Origin of the sequence: Shewanella sp. KT0246 (assembly GCF_019654955.1) — a bacterium.
Taxonomy (GTDB): Bacteria; Pseudomonadota; Gammaproteobacteria; order Enterobacterales; family Shewanellaceae; genus Shewanella; species Shewanella goraebulensis.
Genome location: NZ_BPEV01000053.1, coordinates 1 through 21936, shown reverse-complemented (window position 1 = coordinate 21936; position 21936 = coordinate 1). Strand labels below are relative to the sequence as shown.

The following is a 21936-nucleotide window of genomic DNA, read 5'->3' as shown; positions in this document are numbered from 1 at the left end:
AAAAACGTTGAAAACAAAAAGGTTTTTATCAAAATGCTCTATTTAAAAATAGAGGTTACATTCTAAAATTAAAAAATAATTATAAAAATAAAACCCTTTTTCAAATCAGAGCCGTTTATAACTATAACAACGCAATCAAACACAAGTATTACATTAGCACTTTAGAAGCGAGAATCCATATGAAAAAAAGTCTAAACAGCACATTAAAAAACCTATTCAAGATGTCAGCAATTGGATTGATTGCCACGCTGTCATTTTCATCAGCGGCCACAAGCCCCGTGCCTAATCAATTTGAGCGCCCTAGCATGATTAAAAGTCATTCATTTACGCAAGAGAGTTATCAAGAAATTGAACAAGCAAAGATGTTTCCTAAGCCAACAGAAAATCAAGTACAACATATTTTATCGCTGACTAAACGAGATGATGAAACAAATTACAAAGTCGAAATTCAAATCGGTCAAAATAAGATGGTAGATTGTAACCAGCACAGATTGATGGGCTCTGTAGAAAAACTGAGCCTACAAGGCTGGGGATACAGCTATTACTCGGTGGATAAAATGACAGACGGCCCAAGTACAATGATGATGTGCCGTGATCCTAAAGCAATAAAGTTTGTCACATTAGGTGACAGTATCACTATCGATTACGATAGCCGTTTACCTAAGGTTTTTTATCTACCAGAAGGTGCTGAGCTGCGCTATCGTGTATGGGAAGTAAAAGGGGCTTTTGAATACTCAGGGCAATAAAATGGCACTACAAAAGCTGAGTAAACAACTGCACCGGTCAAGGTAAATAAAGAGTATGACTTAATATCGTTTGACTCGAACCACTTGCATCACTTCAATGGCAAAGCCGGCAACCGTTTCTTCATCTGCATAATAGATGAGACTGACTAATTGATCTTTAAGCGACTTATATTTTTTAGGTCGCTTAAATTTAAAGGGCACATCATAGCCGTCAATCATTAATGTATGAAGAACCCACTCATCCTTTTCTCTTTGGGTGTGAGAGATGACTTTAATACCTTCCAAATGGTTAAGTTTTTCATGCTTATTGAGTAAGCCTTCAACCGCTTTATTTTTCATTATAACCTGCCCCATTATCAATATAATTAATAATATCTTGGTATCGATATTCACTACAATAACCAAAACCAGCTAGCTGCTTAACACGAATACGAGCAAAAATGGGAACCGTCATGCCAGCAAGAAACTTTGCTTGTACTAAAACCGACACAGCTTCGAATCCTTTAGACTGCATATGCTGAATGAAACCATCTAAGTAATGTTTAATATTGATTTGAGACTCAATCGGCGCGATAGATTTTTGTGGCAAAATAGCTGGGTAGCCACGGCATACACTGCAATGGCCACATTGCTTTGGTGCGGCTTTATCATCAAAATATCTTGCCAGTCTTGAAGTAATACACGTTGGTGACTCAAAAAATGCCAATAACTGATTTAGACGAGCGATTTCTTTAACTTCATTACTTTGAAAGTAATTTGATAGATGTTCAACAAGGTCTTGTTGAACTAATAGCGCAGGATTAACATCGAACACTTGGGTGATTTTTTTGGTTTCTAATAAAATCATTTGTTTGTCTGCAAGATATTCAAGTGCAGCAACCACCCGCTGCCTTTGAGCTCCATACTGCTGAAACAAGCTATCAAAGTCCAATTGTCCCCAAATTTTCTTAAATTGAGTATGTTCAAAAATTTGATTTAAAAAAGTCTGCCTTTGCTCATCAAAACTCGCAAGCACTTGATGCTTGTCAACCAGAAATTGATATTTAAATTCTGCGAAATAGGCAAAACTGGGTTTTACGACCTTGGCTAATTCAAGCTGGACTAATAAAGTTTTAAGCGGCAGTAATTTGATATTACAACTACTTGAAATAGCAGATTCTTGCATCTCCCATCGACCATTATCTACTTCGACGCTGATATGTTGTATTAATTTGGTAATGGCACTCGGTTCTGGTGTATCACCGTAAACAAAATTCTCGATGGTACTGAGCCCATCTTTATTGGCTAAGGTTACACAATGGGATAATTTGTTATCGCGCCCTGCACGACCGATCTCTTGGCTGTAATTTTCAATCGATTTGGGTAAATCATAATGGATTACAAAACGAATATTACTTTTATCAATCCCCATACCAAAGGCGATAGTAGCGACAATCACATTAATCTCATCAGCCATAAAGCGATTTTGAATCCCATTACGCATATCAGACTCAAGACCAGCGTGATAAGCCGTACATCTGATCCCTTGAGAGTTTAAAAATTGAGCAACTTCTTCCGCCGTTTTTTGTAATGTGACATAGATAATCCCTGCGCTATTCTCTACAACATTGTGTTGGTGAACTTTTTCTAGCAAGGCAGCGTTTTTTTCGGTTTCTAATACCGGTAGTACACTAATATCAAGGTTAGAACGATAAAATCCTGTTTGAACCACTTGCTGAGGCAAAATATTGAAGCGTTCGGCCATATCTTGCTTCACTTTTGCCGTAGCCGTGGCAGTAAGCAGTAACACTTGAGGTATGGCGAACTCTTGACAATAAACAGGGATTTTTAAATAGTCAGGCCTGAAGTTATGACCCCACTCTGAAATACAGTGCGCTTCATCAACCACTAACAGGGAGATACTGATTGAAGATAGAAACTGTCTAAAGCGCTCATTCTTAAAACGCTCCACAGACACCATAAGTATTTTTGTCTGACCGCTTCGCACATCCCGCATGACTTGCTGACTTTGATCATATGTTAAGTTTGAGTCAATACTGGCAGCATGAATCCCTTTGCTATTAAGAAATGCAATTTGATCTTTCATCAATGCCAGCAAAGGAGACACCACTAAAGTGACATTAGCTAGTTGTAATGCACTAAATTGATAGCATAAAGATTTTCCTGAACCTGTTGGGAAAATAGCTAAAGACGAATGTCCAGATAAGATGTGTTCAATGACTGCTTGCTGGCCTTCTCGAAATTGTTCAAAGCCAAACTGTTGCTTTAATCTTTGTTGTAAAGAAGCCGATAGCTCAGATATATTGACTGGTGAATGCCCTGTAGGAGTTAACATGCCGATGCCTTTATTGATTGAAAGCAGTCGAACGTTACGACTTACGAGCAATATATTGATTGATCAGGAGAGTAAGTTTATCTTCGAAGCTTTCTTGTACTTGCTCAAGATCATCACCTAAACGCGCTAGATACTTGGCAGCTTGCTCACGAGTTAACATCTTGTTGGCAAGACAATAAGCCATTTCATTTAACTGTTTGTTAAATCTTGGTTCAAGAAACCATTGGCAGCTATCTGTATCGAATGCAGCTAAAGCTTGCTGCGCAAGGTTACAGAACGTTTCAATGTGGTCTGTACCATCAGGCCCTAAACAACCAGGTTCAAGTCGGTAAAGAACAATTAATTTATTATCAAACATACTAAGCGCGCATCCTATGCGTAAACAGTTGAGCTAATTTACAAACTTTCCTAAAGGGGTACATCACCTGAAGCAGAATTAAGCTTCATTAGCTTTTATCATAGCCTGTTTGAACTTATCAATATAGTTTTCAATCGGCACTATGTCTTCTTTTAAACGCCTATTTCGGCCTAGTAGAGAAGACTCTACAAATAAATCAAACCAAGTGGATAATGCTTCACCGTTTTTAGGTTCATTAATAGCACTAAAGGCCAATGCTGCTACTTCCGCTGTAGATAATTGGAAGTCATGACTGCCCTTTCTTAGCTCATAAGTTGCTAACGTTTCTGGATTAAATGATAACAAAGGCAATTCATGAAGATATGGGCTTTTACGAAACATTTTAATTGCTTGTCGCCAACTGCCATCTAAAAGAATCAATAATGGGATCTTTTTATTTTTTGTAGTGTCACTATTAATTTCTAACTTGTCGCATTCTACTGCGTGAGTAACTTGATCAATATGCTCAACCACTAACTGACCTTCTTGAGCATATTGAGCTGGAAAGATTAATAATGGTTGATATTGCGGGTCATTAATCATTTCTACCATTTGCTTATTGGGCTCTATACGAGACCATAAAAAAGCACTGGTGTTAGGCACAGTATCTGCAATTAATCGACCACTGTTAGTCGGTTTAAGCACTTCATCATCATACATTATCAGCATAAAATTAGCCGAAGTATTAAGGTATTGTCTGTGTTCACAAGTACAAAATAGCTCGCCTAACAAACACCAAGGGCAACGAATTAGCTTCATTCCTCTTGCAGCAAATGGCTTTGTTGAAATGGACTTTCTATATTGATAAAGACGATGAACAGCGTGTTGCTGCTCAGAAGGTAATGACAACATGATGGATTCTCTATCTAACACAATGCTTTACAAAAAGAGGAATGAAATAACACTTACAAAATTATGCTAAAAAGTAATCAGGCCAACACATAAGTATAAGCAAATAGTCGCTCATCGATCATGCGTTAGCCTTTAAAATAATTCATCACTATGAACAAACCTGATTCATTTTGACTAAACTATAATATTCTACGTAATAGAAAGTCGGCCTTGAGGCGTTTAATTCTAGTCATAATTTTTTTCACAGGAGTTGGGTACTTCTGTAATGTTTCTATTTGACTGTAATGAAACAGCTTTTCGGTATGAGTTAAAATGAGCGATTGCTCAGCTTCAAAACTCTCTTTCCATGCGCCACTTTCATCATGAAGCAGTAAGCCATTTTCTAAATCTAATGCCCAAGCACGCGGGTTTAAGTTTGAACCGGTAATAAGATGCTTACGACCGTCTGCGCTAATCCCTTTTAAATGGTAACTATTGATACCATTTTTCCAAAGGTGAATCCGTAACTGACCATTCTCTACCGCCCACTGCTGACGCTTAACAAACTTACGCAAAGACTGCTCATACATATAAGGCAGTGCGCCAATCGTTGAGAATTCTTTTTCAGGTGGAATATAAAAGTCATTTGCAGTTTTATCGCCTACGACAATATCAATACTTTTACCGTTACGTAGATGACGAGTTAGTGCACGTACTAAGGCATTAGGCGGGTTAAAGTAAGGAGTGCAAATGAATAATGATTCTTTTGATTCATCAACTAACTTAACAACAACTTCATTAAGCTTATTCTTTTTACGACCTAAGCCTACTAGTGGAGTAACGCGATTACCGATACGAGTACTTTCAAATTCGTACTTAGAACGGCCTAAACGTGTCTTAAAAGTTCGGATGTCATTCTTTTCAGGACATTGTTCAGTTTTACTATCTTGAGTTAAAGAACAAACTGCAGGATCACTAACGAGAAACTGATGAATATATGCAATCATACTTCTTGCAAGTTCAGCAGATTCAATCAAATGATAGCGATCAAAACGATATTTCTCGAATTGTTGGAAGTAAATATTATTAATACTAGCGCCACTGAAAATCACAGCATCATCAATAATAAAGCCTTTAAGGTGCAAAACCCCCATAAACTCGCGAGACTTGACCGGAACGCCCAAGATTTCAAACGGGACTTCTGCATCAGCCATAGCTTTACGGTACATAATATAATTACCGCTATCACCTTTATGACCAATCAGTCCACGTCGTGCACGATGATAATCGACTAACACGACTATGTTTAATTCAGGGTTGGCTGCCTTAGCGGCTAATAACGCATTTAATACTTCGCGCCCTGCTTCATCATCTTCTAAATACAAAGCAGCAATATAGATCGCATTTTGCGCATTGGCGATGCGTGTGAGCAATTCAGTCTTGAACTGAATCGGATCTAATAACCATTTTAATGATTCGGCTTGTAATGCGATACCACCTAGCTTGTCCAGCAAGGCAACCTCCTTAAATGTTTCTCAATGCATTCCATTGAGTTCGACGTTATAGCTGATTGATGTAAAGTTTAAGATTTAGTTGATAAGCCTGTTTTTAATAGGCAAATAAAGTTTAAAATGACTAAATCTATCAATTGGCTGTTTTTAAACGTCGCAATAACTGATTAACAAAATATTTGGAAATAGAAATTACCGACTTAACCGCTTTCGAGCAAGGTTTTTCTTAACTTAAACACTCGTTTGGTTAGTTTATGAGAAACAATTAATATATTTGGGATCAAACTCTAACGAATTACTCACGAAAAAGACCAGTTATTTACAGTTAAAATAGCGTTAAATCGACTACAAACGAAGATGTTTAATGTAAACGAAAGATAAATGGCGTATTTTAACTTTACCTATATTGATTGTACTTTTTTAATTATGTCTTTTCTCTGTCGCGCCTTATCCGTACCACTCATTTTAGTGACATTAAGTATTCCTGCAATCGCTGATGACTATCTTGCAAGCATGATGGATATCATTAGCCCACCGCAGTCTCAAATTTCAGTGAGTATTTGGGATGTTGAAACTAAGCAAACTATCTACAGTCTTAACGATAATACTTTGATGTTGCCTGCGAGTATTCAAAAAGTGATTACAGCAGTAGCAGCGAGTCATCAACTGGGTAAGGACTTTCATTATCAAACTGAGCTAAGTTACGACGGTAGAATCAGCAACAATATCCTAGAAGGTAACCTATATATCCATTTTCAGGGTGATCCGACTCTTAAACGAAAACACCTTAGTGCACTCATCAGTAAGCTAAAACAACAAGATATTAATCAAATAACGGGTTCAGTGCTCTTAGTTGCAGATGAATCTAAACAAATACGTGCACCTGGCTGGGCATGGGACGATCTAGGCATTTGTTACGCGGCGCCTGTATCAAATTACATTATTGATAGAAACTGCGTTAAAACGACGTTGAAGCCCACCAAAGAAGCATCGTCAGTCTCGATTAAATCTATATATCCCATTACTATGACTTCTACGGCTGAATTTGATTCAAGCATTGATGTAAAAGATGCACAAAAGCATTTTTGTGAACTACATATGCAACGTTTTGATAATAATCACTATGAAATTGATGGTTGTTACCCTGGTAATAAGTCAATTCGATTAGCTATTGCTGTAAATGATCCCAGTTTATATAGCAAAAACGTTGTTGCTGACTTATTAACTGAAAACGATATCAGCTATCAAGCAATATCTATAAGTTCAAACAAGAATCTTCCCCGATCTGTCGACACAACTCATAATGGACACACAGTTATAGCTACACATGAATCAGAGCACTTACCGGCGCTACTTAAAACCATGTTGCAAAAGTCAGATAATTTAATCGCTGACAGTTTATTAAAACAGATAGGGAAAGAATATTTTCATCAATCTAAGCAAGCAATTAATGGCCAGCAGCAAGACGGTTTTGCTGTAGGAGCAAAAGCCATTGAACACATTATGTTAGCATTAGGCTTACCATTTATAGAGGCTAATATTGTCGATGGTTCAGGGTTATCTCGCTATAATTTGATGACTGCGCATCAAATGATGAGCTTATTACAGTTAATTAAAAACGATAAAGACCTACAGTATATTGAAACGCTACTTCCAGTGTCAGGACAGTCCGGCACGCTGCGTTATAAAAAGTATTTTAATCAAGCACCATTAAAAAATGAAGTGGCTGCTAAAACAGGCACGATGATGGGAGTCGAAAACCTTGTAGGCTATCTTAATGCAGATAATGGAAAACAATATGCATTTGTTATTATCGAAAATGGTTTAAGCCCTAAAGCTAAAAAATCTAGGCTAGCGCCCTTTAGTGCATTACTACTGCAAACATTAAACGAGTTACCATAAGCGACTTTTAAAATTACCTCAAAATACAAGCCTGATTAATCAATAAAGCACTGTTAATAAAAAAGCACTTTGTATTCACAAAGTGCTAATTTTTTTTTTTTAGCGCTGTTTAATTAGAATAAATCTACAGGCATAGCCATGATAGAGTCATCGCCTTGACTAACTTGTGCAATATGGAAGTCCGCCTTAGGCAATACTTTATCCATGTAGAACTTGGCAACATATTGTTTTTGCGTTGCAAAGTCTTGGTCTTCATGACCGTGAGCACGCTCAGCCATTAATAATGAATAATAACCGTAGAGGATATAACCAAAGGCATCTAAGAAATCGACAGCACTTGAGTTGATTAACGCAGGTCGAGATAACTTGTGCTCATTAATGTGATTAGCAATCGTTAGTAAATTATCAAAACGTAAACTGATCGCTTTCTTGTCCGCTTCTGAAACATGCTCAAGGCTCGATAATTCACTATTGATTTCAGCGACAAAGCTTGTCAGCGTTGCAACATTATCACCAGTAACTTTACGACCTAAAAAGTCGATGGCCTGAATACCATTAGTACCTTCATAGATTTGCGCGATACGTGTATCACGGACAAATTGCTCTATACCTGTTTCGCGAATATAACCATGACCACCAAAGACTTGCTGTGCCATAATCGTTGAATCTAAACCACGATCTGTTAAAAAGGCTTTCGATACTGGCGTGAGTAAACCTACATATTTAGCCGCTTTGGCTTTGACATCGCCTTCACCATGTTTCGCTAAGTCCAGCTGTTTACCCGTAAATACAGATAATGCACGACCTGCATCTGTAATAGATTTAATGGTTAGTAACATACGGCGCACATCACCATGGACGATAATTGGATCTGCACTGGCGCCTGTTGGTGAACCACCTGCTGCAACTCCTTGGACACGTTCTTTAGCGTAGTCAGCAGCCATTTGGTATGCACCTTGTGCACTACCCAGGCCTTGAATGCCAATTGCTAGCCGTTCGTAGTTCATCATAGTAAACATACACACTAAACCACGATCAACGCGGCCAACTAAGAAGCCTTTAGCATTATCGTAGTTCATTACACATGTCGCTGACGCTTTAAGTCCCATTTTGTGTTCTATTGAACCCACGGTTACGCCATTAGCTTCGCCCAATGTACCATCATCATTCACGCTTATTTTTGGCACTAAAAATAATGAAATACCGCTAGAATTTGGGAGTTTGGCTAATACAAGATGAATAACATTTTCTGTTAAATCATGATCGCCACCAGTAATAAATATTTTACTACCAGAAATGAGGTAACTGCCGTCATCTTGTGGCTCGGCTTTGGTGCGGATATTACGCAAATCTGAACCAGCTTGAGGTTCAGTCATGTCCATTGCGCCAGACCATTGGCCTGAATATAAATTAGGTAAATATTTTTCTTTTAATTCATCTGTTGCGTGGGCATTAATGCATAACGCTGCCCCAGCGGTTAATGAGCTGTATAAAGTGAACGAGTTACATGCGCTGTAATTCATTTCATCAACTAATACACCCAACATTTTCGGCATTCCCATGCCACCAAAATCAGGCTCACCACACAACCCAACCCAACCACCTTCTGAAAATTGTTGATAAGTCTCTTTAAAACCATCAGGCGTAATGACCTTACCACCCACATGCCTAACTTCTTGTTCATCACCATTTCGGTTAATAGGTTGAATTAGGTCACGGCTAATCTTGCTCGCTTCATCTAAAATAGCGACTGCGGTGTCCATATCGACCATTTCAGCCATATTAGGCATGCTTTGCCAAGTGTTAGTGGCATCAAAAACATTTTCTAGTAGAAACTGCATGTCTTTCAAAGGAGCTTGGTAAGGGTTCATATAAGACTCTTAAACAGATAATTAAAACAGTTGTTTCAATTTATACAAAAGTCATGTTAAACACAAGTTGATTCTGCATTTAAAATAGATAAAAAGTATAAAATTTCAATCTAGATATTGAAGTTCTGCAGATAATAAAATTTAGCTTACAAGCCTTTAAATGCATGGGTTTTACTATGCTTCTCATTAAATTAATAACGACCTAAACTCCCTTTTGTTACTTGAAAGCTTCACCTAATAAAGCAAAGTAATCTGCTATGCTTGCCATTATCAATTTACGATGTTCTAACGTGGGATATATCATTTCTGAAGCCGTATCTCTGTTCATCGTACCTGAAACTAAATATTGATTTTGAAGATAACCGTCAGACTCTATTGCAGCCTCAAATGCTCTAGCCATAAGTTCCGTGGGTTTCGAGAAATAGTAACTACCTTGCTGTTTATCAACTGAAATTGCATTAGTCACATATTGACTCGGCCTTTTACCATCGCCACTTAACAAAACTAATTTGAATAAAGCTGATAACTTATCATTCAGTGCATGAGGTTTAAGTAAAACATCTTTAAGCCATAGATCCGAAGCGCAGCTGTACTTTAAATTAAATGCTGACGCTTGATTGTCTCTTGTTCGTTGGCTGGAAATATCAAACGCTTTATCGACAATATAATGGTCAAAAGCGTGCCAAAACTCATGTGCCAAGGCGCCAGCTCCTGCATTTTTAGCTAATGCGAGCTCACGTGTTGTTGGTGAATAATGGGCTTGCACACCTTTTTGACCACCTCGTCCAAATAATAAATTGAGCGTTTTACGTAAACCTATTAGCTCGGTAGGCACTTGTAAGATTTGCGATAAATCCGCTAATGAATCAAACACTAGATTTGCTGCTATATCAGACTCTTCTCGGGTTACCCACTTTCCCACACTAATATGTCGCAAACCAAAGGTGTGCTTTATGTCAATAAAGTTTGCTTGTTGACCTTGTCGGTAATCAGCACCATTTCGATAATAGTTGGAATGTTTGAGCAAAGTGGCAGCCTAATATGAGTCTAAGAATTAATTACTACAAATAATTTAAATTGACGTGCTAATAAAAAAGCCTCTATATGAGGCTGTTTATAATGTTAACTTTACGCAGATGCGTTTATGATTATGAGTTACGGGTTACCACTTACCACATTAAATCATCTGGAATTGCATAATCAGCATAAGGATCATCAGCTTGTTCTACTTGATCAGAAGGGTTATTACTGGTTTCTTCCCATAAGTAACCGCACCATTGAGGAACAAGTAAATTAACGCGTTCGGCAAGTTTATGTGGTACTAGGTAACTCTTATCTTCATGGCGTACGATGCCTACAGCACCAGTTAACAGCTGGCCTTGAAGTTTTTCATCCACATAAATGGATAAAATTTTGTTGTCCATAGTGAAGTTAAATTTGATTTCAGCATCTTTTGGGATCTTGATAGCAAATTTAGTGAATTCAGTAATAAGCCCGCGTACTTGGCCTTTCTCACTAGCCTCAGCAAAACGTTTTTCGTTTAATGCACGATCTTTTTCAGCCTGCGCTAACTTTTGATCTGCAATTTGCTTTTTTAAATCAGCGCTACCGTCATCTACTTTTGACTTCTTTTGTTTACGCTTTTGAGTTTTTACATCTCGCGCTTTTTGCTTACTCGCAAGTCCTGCTTTAAGCAATTGCTCTTGCAATGCGTTTGCCATTTAAATCACCTTTAAAAATTACTAATACTATTTAGGCAAATGTTTAGCCAGTGCATCCATTGCAGCACCCGCTCCGCCTAATGACCAACCACCATCAACGGGTAATATGGTACCGGTTATATATGAAGCCATGTCTGATGCTAAAAATAAAGCTGCATTGGCAATGTCTTGTTTTTGACCATTACGTTTGAGCGGCACACTGCCTGCTATCATTGATTTTAATCCTTCACTCGGCGCTAAGCGATCAAAACCTTCTGTTTCTGCGATGGGACCAGGCACAATAGAGTTAACTCTAATACCATCAACGCCCCACTCTATCGCTAAAGTACGAGTTAACATATCGACTCCCGCCTTTGCAGCGCAAACATGGACTTGTAATGCCATAGGGACATAAGCTTGCGGCGCCGAAATTTGAATAACATTAGCGCTGGCCCCTTCACCTCTTTCTTTAATGCCTTTTATAAGTAAAGGATAAGCTTGCTTAATAACTTGAAAACTGCCAAGTAAATCAATATCCATAACTGATTTAAAACCATTAACAGATAAATCTTTAGCCCTCGCTGGAAAGTTTCCAGCTGCACCACTGACTAATACATCAATAAAACCAAATTCTGCCTCAATCGTAGCAAAACCCGAGGCCACCGCTTCAGGGTCCCTTACATCAAAACTGACACCTATATGCTTTCCTGATTCTCCAGAAAGCTTTAATGTATCAATTGCTGCATTAACTTTTTCAATACTACGACTGGCTACTGCTACATTGGCACCTTGATTAGCAAAGGCACAAGCGATGCCTAAGTTAATCCCACTGGTTCCACCAATTACAACTACGTTCTTTCCTTGAAAATCAAACATATTGCACTCCTGCATACTTTGTTGATAAACGGCATCTATATAAACAACAGCTATATAAACAGTAACGATAAATACAGCATTCGATGAACACGCGACCCATAACGTGATATGAATTGCACTGAGTAGCTTAAATTATTTCAGCGAATTAACTATCTGATGTAATGACGCAAGTGGATCTGCAGCTTTGGTGATTGGTCGCCCAATGACTAAATAATCAGAGCCAGCTGCAATTGCTTTTGGTGGTGTCATCACACGGTGTTGATCGCCAACATCTGCGCCTACAGGTCGAATACCAGGGGTAATTAAGTTGAAATCTTTACCAAAGGTTGTTTTAAGCATTGTGGCTTCTTGAGCTGAACACACAACGCCGTCAAGTCCTGCTTGCTGTGTAAGAGATGCCAAACGTTTAACATGCTCTGATGCTGGTACGTTAATGCCAAGTAATGCAAGATCTTCATCACTCATTGACGTCAACACGGTCACAGCAATGAGTAATGGCGCATCATCACCGTATTTAGTTAAGGCATTTTTAGCTGCTTGCATCATGGCTAAACCGCCACTTGCATGTACGTTAGTCATCCAAACACCCAAATCAGCTGCTGCTGATACCGCTTTAGCTACAGTATTAGGAATATCGTGGAATTTTAAATCTAGAAATAAATCGAAATCACGGTCGTGAATATCTTTTACCAATTGAGGGCCAAATAAAGTAAACATTTCTTTGCCTACTTTTAAGCGACACATTGTCGGATCAAGTTTATCAATCAGTGATAGAGCCTCACTTTTATTGTCATAATCTAAGGCTACTACAATCGGTTTATCTGCCATGTTTACTCCGTAAGGTGTTAATTTACACACTACAATTTAATGACTGATTGCAGTGTATTTAATTTGCTTGTTTCTTATAAATTCTTATCGTGTAAAAGCCATGAGTAAGTGAACCTTGAGAAAATATAACTAAATTAATTGCAAGTGTTCAGTTTTATTCTCCATCAAGACCTTTGACTCTTTTAATGCTGCCCCATTCTTTACATGAAGGACAATGCCAATAAAGGCTATGAGCAGGAAATCCACATGAGCAACAACGATAACTCGGTCTAAATTTAATTTGTTGTTCAACTAATTTTTCAAGCATAGCCAGACTCTGTTTTGCTTGGCCATCTTCTGCTTGTTTGATATGTAGTTGCATTAAATGCTGAAAGCCTTTCATCGTCGGATGTCGATATAGATGATCTAACACCATTTTTTCAGCACTTTTTGTTTGCCCTTGCTCAATCTTATGTTGAGCAAGGGCGATGATAACACTCGCACCAGCACCGGACTCTAATGCTTGTTGTAGTAATGATTGATAACCATCTAAATCATTACTGTCACGGTAAACTTGTCGCGCAACGCCAATAGCGTCCGAAAATAATTCAATGTCAGCAAGCTTTAACTCAAGAAGTGCCTTTTTACATAAACTGACTTGCTCACTATCAAGATAGATTTTTGCCAGCGTTAACCAAGCGCGGCCACATTTATCATCTAGTTTAATACCTTGTTGTAGTAATTTGATTTTTTCTGCCGCATCAATTGCCTCGTCAGCAAGTTGGCAATGAAAGTGCGCCGTAATTGATTTGAGTGTTTGTTGACGTTTTCGGCTTAAACCTTTAGTGATATTAATGGCGTTTTGCCATTCTTTGGTGACTTGATAGATTGAAATTAATTGAGTTTCAGCTTCTTCACTGTGGTCATCTTGGCTTACTAAGTTTAAAAATATTTCTTCCGCTCTATCGTAAAAGCCAGCAGCTAAATAATCTTTGCCTAATTCCATCATAGCAATATCACGTTGCTCAGTGGTAAGGCTCGGTCTTGCAATAAGGTTTTGGTGAATGCGTATAGAGCGGTCAACTTCACCGCGTTTTCTAAATAGTGAGCCTAAAGATAAGTGTGTATCAATCGTTTCGTCGTCGACATCTAGCATGGTGATAAACAAATCGACGGCTTTGTCAGATTCGTTTGAAAGCAGAAAGTTAAGCCCAGTAAAATAGTCTCTACTGAGTTTTTTACTTTGCTGTTTTTGATTCTGTCGTATGCTTCTTCGTCCCATATACCAGCCATATCCGGCAGCTATAGGTAACAACAGAAAGAGGATCTCTAGCATATTACGCGGCGGTATCCTGTGCTGTTGAAGCTATTGGTTCTGCTACCTTGTCTGTTAACTGTGCAATGGTCTTATTTCTTTTTCTTAGCACCATTTTTAATTTAACAATGTAGTAAGCGGCAAATAACCAACTAATGATAAAGCCAGCTAAAAATACAACTGCAAGTACCACAGGTAATCGATACTGACCTTCAGCTACAAAATAACTGACTGTAACGATTTGCTCGTTCTTGGCACCGAATAGAAGAGCAAGAACAAAGAATAATCCGACAATAACAATGGCAATAAAAGATTTCACGTGCAGCTCCATTTTATCTGTGAAAGATAGGACCGAAATTTACCAATATAATGATTATCCAAGAATTTTAGTCAACTAACCAGCTTTGGTGAGCATTAGATACAAAAAAGCCTCCAAAAGGAGGCTTTTTAATCAAGCGTTAATCAATGATTAACCGCATCGACACGTTCACGCAGTTCTTTGCCAGGCTTAAAGTGCGGTACATATTTGCCTTCCAAGTCAACTGAGGTTCCAGTTTTTGGATTACGGCCTACACGTGGTGCACGGAAATGAAGTGAAAAACTACCAAAGCCACGGATCTCAATACGATCACCGCCTTCTAATGTTGTCGCCATTTGCTCTAACATTTCTTTAATAGCACTTTCCACTTCTTTCGCCGACAGCTGCGACTGCCTAGTGGCGAGTTTTTCGATCAGTTCGGATTTTGTCATCCTATACCCTCTATTATCAAGCCAAACACAGTCGCCTAATGGGAAACAAAGTTCGTTTCCCACACAACAGGCGATTTATTACTTACGAGCTGCTTTGAACGCTTCAGCCATTGCATTACTAATAACAGCATCATCTTGCTTGTTAATAGTTGCCATTGCTTCTTTCTCATCTGCTTCATCTTTCGCTTTGATAGATAAGCTGATAGAACGGTTCTTGCGATCTACGCCCATGAACTTAGATTCAACTTTGTCACCTACAGCGAATACTGTAGATGCGTCTTCGATACGCTCGCGAGAGATATCTGCAACGCGAAGGTAACCTTCAACAGTTTCAGCTAGTTCAATTGTAACGCCTTTAGCGTCAACAGCAGTAACTACACCATTTACAATAGTACCTTTCTTCTTGTCTGCCAAGTAGGCATTGAAAGGATCGTCTTCAGTTTGCTTAACGCCTAAGCTGATACGCTCACGCTCAGGGTCTACTGAAAGAACTACTGCATGGATTTCGTCACCTTTCTTGTACTCAGATACAGCGTCTTCGCCAGTACCGTTCCAAGAAATGTCAGATAAGTGAACAAGACCGTCGATGCCGCCGTCAAGACCAATGAAGATACCGAAGTCAGTGATAGACTTGATCTTACCAGAAACTTTATCGCCCTTGTTGAAACGAGTAGCGAAATCATCCCATGGATTAGTCTTACATTGTTTAAGACCTAGAGAAATACGACGACGTTCTTCATCGATGTCTAGAACTAGAACTTCAACTTCATCACCTAAGTTAACAACTTTAGATGGGTGGATGTTCTTGTTAGTCCAATCCATTTCAGAAACGTGAACAAGACCTTCAACGCCTTCTTCGATTTCAACGAAACAACCGTAGTCAGTTAGGTTAGTTACGCGACCAGTAAGACGTGTGCTTTCTGGGTAACGTTTGCTGATTTCTAACCATGGATCTTCGCCAAGTTGCTTAAGACCTAGTGATACGCGAGTACGCTCACGGTCATACTTAAGAACTTTAACGTTGATTTCGTCACCAACATTAACGATTTCAGATGGGTGCTTAACGCGCTTCCAAGCCATATCAGTGATATGTAGAAGACCGTCAACGCCACCTAAGTCTACGAATGCACCGTAGTCAGTAAGGTTCTTAACGATACCTTTAACTGCTTGACCTTCTTGAAGGTTCTCAAGAAGAGCATCACGCTCTGCACTGCTTTCTGATTCGATAACAGCACGACGAGAAACAACAACGTTGTTACGCTTCTGGTCAAGTTTGATAACTTTGAATTCTAATTCTTTGTACTCTAGGTGAGCAGTATCGCGAACTGGGCGAACGTCTACTAGAGAACCTGGTAAGAAGGCACGGATACCGTTTAATTCAACAGTGAAACCACCTTTAACTTTACCATTGATGATACCGATAACAGTTTCAGCATCTTCGTAAGCTTTTTCTAGAACAATCCAAGCTTCGTGACGTTTCGCTTTTTCACGAGATAATTGAGTTTCACCGAAACCGTCTTCAACAGAGTCAAGTGCAACATCAACTTCGTCGCCAACAGCGATTTCTAAAACACCTTGAGCGTTTTTGAATTCGTCAGCAGAAATTGGGCTTTCAGACTTAAGACCAGCGTCAACTAGTACAGTACCGTTTTCGATGCGTACAACTACACCGCGAACGATAGAACCAGGACGGAACTCAAGTTCATTTAGAGATTGTTCAAATAGATCAGCAAAAGATTCAGTCATTTTATGATTACTTTCTTTTATAAACCACCATCCATCCTAGATGTGGAGTCAATTAATTTATTTACATCATCCGTGATATAAATGTTGTTTCATAATTTCTCAGAATTAAGAAATTACGTTAAGTTTTTATTGATGTGCTCAAGCACAAGCTCAAGCACTTCATTAATGCCTATGCCACTAGTATCAATAACTAGCGCATCATCTGCAGGTACTAAAGGTGAGACTGAACGATTAATATCGCGGTCATCACGTTCAATGATTTCAGATAAAAGGCGATCGATATTAACATCGAAGCCCTTGTCCTGCAACTGTTTATAGCGTCTCTGCGCCCTTTCCTCAGCCGATGCGGTCAAGAAAATTTTGGCTGGCGCTTTAGGAAAAACGACAGTTCCCATATCACGTCCATCAGCGACCAAACCAGGTTCACTACTAAAAGCTCTCTGACGTCGAAGTAATGCTTCACGAACGCGTGGAAATGCTGCTATTTTTGATGCCGCATTACCACACTCTTGAGTGCGGATGCTTGTTGAAACATCTTCGCCTTCAAGAATCACTTTTACGAGATCTGTACCTGTTAAAAACTGCACATCTAAATGAGCGGCTAATAATGTAATAGCTTCTTCATTTTCTAATTCAACATTATGATGAATCGCAGCTAGGGCTAATACGCGATAGATAGCTCCGCTATCTAATAAGTGCCATTCTAGTTTTTGCGCAACTAGTTGACATATGGTCCCTTTCCCTGCACCGCTTGGTCCGTCGATTGTGACTACTGGAGCACGTTCAGACATAAATTCCTCCGAAAAAAAACAATCTTCCATGAAAGTAAAAAAGGTTCATCAAAATGAGCGCGCAGCATTGTATAATAATTTTGATCAAAAAACTGGAGTATTTTGTAAGTTCACTAAACAGATCAAAACAACGGCAGTATATTGACTGCCGTCATTTTTATGAAGAATGAAATCTTGCGAATTACTGAGCTAGGCGAGCAAACTCAGCAAAATAGCTTGGGAAAGTTTTAGAAGTACAATCTGGATCATTAATGGTGATCCCGCAGTCAGCAAAGGCCATCATAGAAAAACACATTGCCATACGATGGTCATTATAAGTATCAATTGCTGCGGTATTTAACACTGCTGGTGGAGTCACTGCGATGAAATCATGACCTTCTTCAACTGTTGCGCCAACCTTACGTAATTCGGTAGCCATAGCTGATAAACGATCGGTTTCTTTAATTCGCCAATTGTAAATATTTGTGATTCTGGTTGTTCCTTCCGCAAATAGCGCAGCAGTAGCAATTGTCATTGCCGCATCAGGAATATGGTTCATATCTAAATCAACAGCAGTTAATTTTGCTTGTCTGGCAATAATATAATCATCGCCCCACTCAATATCCGCCCCCATTTTTTCTAGCACATCAGCAAATTTAACATCGCCTTGAATACTTAACTTACCTACACCAGTGACTTTAACTTCACCACCTTGGATGGCACCAGCCGCCAGAAAATATGATGCTGAAGAAGCATCACCTTCAACTAACACTTTACCAGGTGATACATATTGCTGACCGGTTTTAATTTCGAATCTACGATAGTCATGATTAATCACTTTCACACCGAACTGCGCCATTAAAGCAATGGTAATATCGATGTAAGGTTTAGAAACTAACTCACCTTTAATACTAATATTTACGGTATCTTTGGTTAAAGGGGCAACCATCAATAAAGCTGTCAAAAACTGACTTGATAAATCGCCTGCAATTTCTACTTCACCTCCACTAAGGCCATCGGCGTTAATTGTGAGCGGTGGAAACCCATCATTTTTTAAATAAGTGACATTCGCGCCAAGTTGTCTTAGTGAATCAACAAGATCTCCAATAGGTCTTTCTTCCATACGCGGCTCACCAGTTAAGGTGAACTCGCCTGAGCCTAATGTTAGTGCAGCACATAATGGTCGCATTGCCGTGCCTGCATTACCTAAAAATAACGTTTGAGCTTGTTCGGCGCTTAGAGGCTTACCTAATCCTTCAAGTTCACATACCGTATTGTTTTCAGATAACTGATAGTTCACACCAAGTTGTTTCAGTGATGCCAACATATAACGAATGTCATCTGAGTCTAGTAAGTTAGTTAACGTCGTTTTCCCTTTAGCAAGCGTCGCAAGGAGTAATGCTCGATTTGAAATACTCTTTGAGCCAGGAATATTAACCACACCGCTTACTTTTTTTACTGGTTCTAGACGCAATTTTTTCATTTGTGATTCTTCTTAAATATTTTCTAGCTAAACGCGAGAATGTCTGTAGTCAATAGATAACGACCAGGTTGTCAACTTATCTATACGATTAGTGCACTATTAGTTTGATTAATTATTCATGCCTACAAATTTACTGATTGCAGCCCATGATTCAAGGTAAATATGACATTTCTTCACTGTTTTTTAGCCAACTTGAATAAAATGAATGAAAAACAGTCGATTTAAAGACTTCTTGTCTATTACACCATCAGTTTTAGGTTAAAACTGTAAACTTGATAGTGGTAAAAATGAGGTTTTCAACGATATTGAAAAAAAGGCATTTCAATCAGCAATTAATCTACGTTACCCTTAAGTAAATCCTACTAACGCTGATTTATTAGCTGATTACATTATAAGGTCAACGGCCATGTTCAATACTTTAACTGCAATGCCTGCAGATCCAATCCTGGGATTACTCACCCAATACCGCCAAGACAATCACCCTCAAAAAATCGATTTGGGTGTAGGCGTATATAAAGATCCAGTTGGTCACACGCCTATCTTAGATTGTGTAAAAAGAGCAGAGCAACTCAGAACCGATACAGAAAACACCAAAGTATATATTGGGCCAACGGGTTCTGAACCATTTAATCGTTTAATGACAGAACTTGCTTTTGGTCAAGGACATGCTGCATTACTTGCGGATCGTATTCGTACTGTGTCAACGCCTGGTGGAACTGGCGCTCTAAGAGTCGCTGCGGAATTTATCAAAAGCTGTAATCCTAACACTGTAATTTGGGTAAGCGATCCGACTTGGGCTAACCATACAGGTCTATTTGAAGCTGCTGGTTTAACAGTTAAAACGTATCCTTATTATGACTACGATACAAAAACACTAAAATTTGAAGAAATGAAAGCAGCGCTTAATACAATAAGACAGGATGATGTTGTTTTACTTCATGCTTGTTGCCACAACCCAAGTGGGATGGACTTATCGGTCGAGCAATGGGATGAAGTCATCGCAATTACGGCTAAACAAGGTTTTACGCCTTTAATCGATATGGCTTACCAAGGTTTTGGAGAAGGTGTTGATGAAGATGCCTACGGCGTTCGTCAAATGGCTGCTGCGGTCGAAGAAATGATTTTGTGTAGCTCTTGCTCTAAAAACTTCGGTTTATATCGTGAACGTATTGGTGCGTGCACTTTAGTCGCGAAGGACAGTAATACCGCCAATGTTGCTTTTTCAGTGCTACTTTATGTTGTCCGCTGTATTTACTCTATGCCGCCAGCGCACGGTGCTGCTATTGTAGAAACAATCCTAGGAACACCAGAACTTAAGCAACAATGGTTAGATGAACTGACAGTAATGCGAAACCGCATAAATGGTAATCGTCAAATGTTAGTCAATAAATTAATTGAGAATGGCGTTAAGCAAGACTTCAGCTTCATTGCCAATCAAAAGGGTATGTTTTCGTTTTTAGGCATTAATGCAGAGCAAGTAGAAACCTTAAAACAGCAACATAGTATTTATATGGTCGGTTCAAGCCGCATGAGTATCGCAGGAATAAGCGAAACAAATGTTGATTACCTAGCTAAATCTATCAGCTCTATTTTGTAATTTAAAAAAAAGCGAATGACCTAGATGTCATTCGCTTTTCTTTTTATCTTTTAGTATCGCTATTTCCCAAGACTAACCATGCTTTTTGGCAAATGCTTTCATAAAACTTACTAAAGCTTGTACACCAGATAACGGCATTGCGTTATAAATACTTGCACGCATACCACCAACAATACGATGTCCCTTCAACGCCACTAATCCTGCTTGTTCAGCCTGCTTTAAAAATTCACTATCTAAGTTGCTGTCAGTAAGCTGAAAAGTGACATTCATTCTTGAGCGATTCGCAGCTACAACACCATTCTTATAAAATGGGTTCTCATCGATGCACTGATATAACGTGTCAGCTTTTTGTTTATTTACAGCTTCTATGGCACTGACACCCCCCTGTACTGTTAACCAGTCGAACACTTCAGCTGCAAGATACCAAGCAAAAGTCGGTGGCGTGTTAAACATTGAATCATTTGCTTGAGCCACACTGTAATCCATAATAGAAGATTGAGGTAAGCTAGGCAGTTTAAGCATATCATCACGCACAATGACAATTGATAAACCTGAAGGACCAATATTTTTTTGTGCACCCGCATAGATTAGACCGTACTGACTCACATCAATTTTACGTGACATGATAGTTGATGATAAATCAACAACCACAGGCCAAGGGCTATCTAAATTGTCAAAAATCTCAATACCATCTACTGTCTCATTGGCACAAAAATGCACATAACGATAATCTTTATCAATGCTATGTAAGTCAGGTAGAACTACTTGATTTAGCCCAGACTTGTTTTTAACAATATTAAGCTGATCAATATTATCTTCACCGACTAACTTTACCGCTTCTTTAACTGCAGCAGTCGACCATTGTCCATTGACTAAATAAAGCGCTTTACCATTATCACCTAAAAAATTATTAACCACATTGGTGAATTGCCCACGTCCGCCCCCATGCATAAATAACACATGGTAGTTACTTGGAATATCCATCAGATCTCGTAATGTTTTTTCAGCATGTTGGGTCAATGCAATAAACTCTTTACTGCGATGACTAATTTCCATGACGGAGACACCCAAGCCATTCCAATCAATTAACTCTTGCTGTGCTTTTTGCATTACAGCTTGTGGTAACATGGCAGGTCCAGCACAAAAATTATAAATAGCGCTCACAGCATTGTCCTTTATCGTTTTGGGTTAAAACATTAAATTGATAGCATTTTGACAAGCAGTATATATCAACTGTTTAGTGGCTAAAATGAAAAATAATCATAAAGCTGCTAAGGATTGAAATTATTCAATTTAAGA

20 protein-coding genes are annotated in these 21936 nt (G+C 38.8%); 3 read left to right on the top strand and 17 right to left on the bottom strand.

What is annotated here, in order from left to right; all coding sequences use genetic code 11:
- The first annotated feature begins 179 nt into the window (after nt 1-179).
- Nucleotides 180-746 carry a serine protease inhibitor ecotin gene (gene eco, locus K5Q58_RS19010; RefSeq protein WP_220755430.1) on the top strand — a complete coding sequence of 189 codons (567 nt, stop codon included), beginning with the start codon at nt 180-182 and terminating at the stop codon, nt 744-746.
- 60 nt (nt 747-806) lie between these two features.
- Here eco and K5Q58_RS19005 read toward each other — a convergent pair whose 3' ends face one another.
- The 5 genes from K5Q58_RS19005 to pssA form a co-directional block, all read right to left on the bottom strand.
- Nucleotides 807-1085, bottom strand: a complete 279-nt coding sequence (locus K5Q58_RS19005) for a hypothetical protein (protein ID WP_220755429.1) — start codon at nt 1083-1085, stop codon at nt 807-809.
- On the bottom strand, nt 1075-3081 hold the full coding sequence (locus K5Q58_RS19000; RefSeq protein WP_220755428.1) for an ATP-dependent DNA helicase RecQ: 2007 nt from the start codon (nt 3079-3081) through the stop codon (nt 1075-1077). The genes K5Q58_RS19005 and K5Q58_RS19000 overlap by 11 nt, the downstream gene beginning before the upstream one ends.
- Before the next feature lie 34 nt (nt 3082-3115).
- Nucleotides 3116-3439, bottom strand: a complete 324-nt coding sequence (locus K5Q58_RS18995) for a hypothetical protein (protein ID WP_220755427.1) — start codon at nt 3437-3439, stop codon at nt 3116-3118.
- 78 nt (nt 3440-3517) lie between these two features.
- Nucleotides 3518-4330, bottom strand: a complete 813-nt coding sequence (locus K5Q58_RS18990) for a tRNA-uridine aminocarboxypropyltransferase (protein ID WP_220755431.1) — start codon at nt 4328-4330, stop codon at nt 3518-3520.
- Nucleotides 4331-4509: 179 nt separating this feature from the next.
- Nucleotides 4510-5823 (bottom strand): CDP-diacylglycerol--serine O-phosphatidyltransferase, encoded by a 1314-nt coding sequence (gene pssA / locus K5Q58_RS18985; RefSeq protein ID WP_220755426.1) that lies wholly within the window; start codon nt 5821-5823, stop codon nt 4510-4512.
- Nucleotides 5824-6201: 378 nt separating this feature from the next.
- Here pssA and dacB point away from each other — a divergent pair, with 378 nt between their 5' ends.
- Entirely contained in the window at nt 6202-7722 is a 1521-nt protein-coding gene (gene dacB, locus K5Q58_RS18980) for a D-alanyl-D-alanine carboxypeptidase/D-alanyl-D-alanine-endopeptidase (protein WP_220755425.1), read from the top strand.
- Between the two features lie 113 nt (nt 7723-7835).
- On the opposite strand, the gene K5Q58_RS18975 is transcribed toward dacB, so the two are convergent.
- From K5Q58_RS18975 to aroA, 11 genes are all read right to left on the bottom strand, one after another.
- On the bottom strand, nt 7836-9593 hold the full coding sequence (locus K5Q58_RS18975) for an acyl-CoA dehydrogenase C-terminal domain-containing protein (RefSeq protein ID WP_220755424.1): 1758 nt from the start codon (nt 9591-9593) through the stop codon (nt 7836-7838).
- Nucleotides 9594-9810: 217 nt separating this feature from the next.
- Entirely contained in the window at nt 9811-10620 is an 810-nt protein-coding gene (locus K5Q58_RS18970) for a CLCA_X family protein (protein WP_220755423.1), read from the bottom strand.
- A gap of 142 nt (nt 10621-10762) precedes the next feature.
- Complete coding sequence (locus tag K5Q58_RS18965; protein ID WP_220755422.1) at nt 10763-11314, bottom strand: DUF2058 domain-containing protein; 552 nt, start codon at nt 11312-11314, stop codon at nt 10763-10765.
- Nucleotides 11315-11341: 27 nt separating this feature from the next.
- Nucleotides 11342-12184: an SDR family oxidoreductase gene (locus tag K5Q58_RS18960; protein WP_374758527.1), complete on the bottom strand. Its 843-nt coding sequence runs from the start codon at nt 12182-12184 to the stop codon at nt 11342-11344.
- Nucleotides 12185-12301: 117 nt separating this feature from the next.
- Nucleotides 12302-12997, bottom strand: coding sequence for an orotidine-5'-phosphate decarboxylase (gene pyrF, locus K5Q58_RS18955; protein ID WP_220755420.1), 696 nt, complete (start codon nt 12995-12997; stop codon nt 12302-12304).
- A 154-nt stretch (nt 12998-13151) separates the two neighbouring features.
- Entirely contained in the window at nt 13152-14312 is a 1161-nt protein-coding gene (gene lapB, locus K5Q58_RS18950; RefSeq protein ID WP_220755419.1) for a lipopolysaccharide assembly protein LapB, read from the bottom strand.
- Nucleotide 14313: 1 nt separating this feature from the next.
- On the bottom strand, nt 14314-14610 hold the full coding sequence (locus tag K5Q58_RS18945; RefSeq protein ID WP_220755418.1) for a LapA family protein: 297 nt from the start codon (nt 14608-14610) through the stop codon (nt 14314-14316).
- A 143-nt stretch (nt 14611-14753) separates the two neighbouring features.
- A complete protein-coding gene (gene ihfB, locus K5Q58_RS18940; protein WP_153914705.1) occupies nt 14754-15041 on the bottom strand; it encodes an integration host factor subunit beta in 288 nt (95 codons plus the stop codon).
- Nucleotides 15042-15119: 78 nt separating this feature from the next.
- Complete coding sequence (rpsA, locus tag K5Q58_RS18935; RefSeq protein ID WP_259651398.1) at nt 15120-16808, bottom strand: 30S ribosomal protein S1; 1689 nt, start codon at nt 16806-16808, stop codon at nt 15120-15122.
- Nucleotides 16809-16900: 92 nt separating this feature from the next.
- Complete coding sequence (gene cmk, locus K5Q58_RS18930; protein ID WP_220755417.1) at nt 16901-17578, bottom strand: (d)CMP kinase; 678 nt, start codon at nt 17576-17578, stop codon at nt 16901-16903.
- A 181-nt stretch (nt 17579-17759) separates the two neighbouring features.
- Nucleotides 17760-19040, bottom strand: a complete 1281-nt coding sequence (gene aroA / locus K5Q58_RS18925) for a 3-phosphoshikimate 1-carboxyvinyltransferase (protein ID WP_220755416.1) — start codon at nt 19038-19040, stop codon at nt 17760-17762.
- Nucleotides 19041-19446: 406 nt separating this feature from the next.
- Here aroA and K5Q58_RS18920 point away from each other — a divergent pair, with 406 nt between their 5' ends.
- Nucleotides 19447-20637, top strand: a complete 1191-nt coding sequence (locus K5Q58_RS18920; RefSeq protein ID WP_220755415.1) for an amino acid aminotransferase — start codon at nt 19447-19449, stop codon at nt 20635-20637.
- A 72-nt stretch (nt 20638-20709) separates the two neighbouring features.
- Here the strand turns inward: K5Q58_RS18920 and serC are convergent, their stop codons facing one another.
- Entirely contained in the window at nt 20710-21801 is a 1092-nt protein-coding gene (serC, locus tag K5Q58_RS18915; RefSeq protein WP_220755414.1) for a 3-phosphoserine/phosphohydroxythreonine transaminase, read from the bottom strand.
- Nucleotides 21802-21936 lie beyond the last annotated feature (135 nt).